This is a genomic window from Collinsella sp. AM29-10AC, assembly GCF_003469085.1.
Lineage (GTDB): Bacteria > Actinomycetota > Coriobacteriia > Coriobacteriales > Coriobacteriaceae > Collinsella.
Genome location: NZ_QSKB01000061.1, coordinates 1 through 1,056 on the forward strand (window position 1 = coordinate 1; position 1,056 = coordinate 1,056).

The window sequence follows — 1,056 nt, forward strand, 5'->3', positions numbered from 1 at the left end:
TGAACTGCGTCCCGAATCTTGGCCTTCTTTATTAGAAGCGAACACTAGGACGCTTTCAATAGCCGTTTCCGAAACTCCACCGGGGTGAGGCCGCCGAGCGCCACTTGGCGACGCCTCGTGTTCCAATGCACGACGTAGGCGTCGAGGTCCCTCTTGAAGGACTCGAAGTCGGCCCACTCGACGCCCCTGAAGAATTCGTCCTTGAGATGCCCGAACACCTGCTCCGTCGCCCCGTTGTCTAGGCAGTTGCCCTTTCTCGACATGCTCTGCCTGGCGCCGTGCCTCCTGAGCTCGCCGGTCCACCTAGGGTGCTGGTACTGCCAGCCCATGTCGCTGTGGACGATCGGCGAGGCCCCGGCCGGCATTCTCGCGAACAGGCGCCTGAGCACCTCCTCCTGCTGGGCCATGTCCGGGCTCGTCGACACCGACCAGGAGACGATCTCCTTCGTGCAGAAGTCGTAGACCGGGGCGAAGTACGCCTTGCCCCAGGGCTGCCTGAATTCCGTGACGTCGGTCCCGAGCTTCTCCCACGGGGCGCCCGCGCGAAAGTCACGCGCTATCAGGTTGTCGAACCTCTCGCCGACCGGACCGCGGTAGGAGTTGTAGCGATGGTAGTCGGTCTCCCGGCGGATGCCGCAGCGGATGCCGAGCTCCCGCATCATCTTGAGGACCGTCTTGTCCGCTATCCTCGCGCCCAGCTCGGCCCTCAGGCACATCGCTATCTGGCGGTGGCCGCACCCGTTCGCCGTCCTCGAGAAGATCTCGCGCACGGCCTCCCGGAGCTCTGGCCGGGTCGCTCTCGGCGGGTGCGCTACGGCATAGTGGTAGCTCGACGGCGCGAGCCGCGCGGCCGCGAGCAGGTCGCATAGGCGGTGGTGCCCTGAAAGGGAGGCTACGACCTGGGCTTTCTCCCAGTTTGAGAGCTCTTCTCCGCTTTCAGGGCTATCGATTTTTTTAGATACGCCACCTGGGCCTCGAGTTTGCGCACGCGCTCCTCGAGCTCCCGCTCGCGCGTCCGCCCCCCCGGGGCCCTCCGGCCTGCCGCGGCGTCCCGGC

General features: G+C 65.7%; 1 protein-coding gene. It reads right to left on the minus strand.

Annotated features, from left to right (window positions below):
* Window positions 1-44: 44 nt before the first annotated feature.
* The gene (locus DW754_RS10790) at window positions 45-950 is read right to left on the minus strand and encodes an IS3 family transposase (RefSeq protein WP_082222915.1); all 906 of its coding nucleotides are present in this window, start codon (window positions 948-950) and stop codon (window positions 45-47) included.
* Between the last annotated feature and the right edge of the window lie 106 nt (window positions 951-1,056).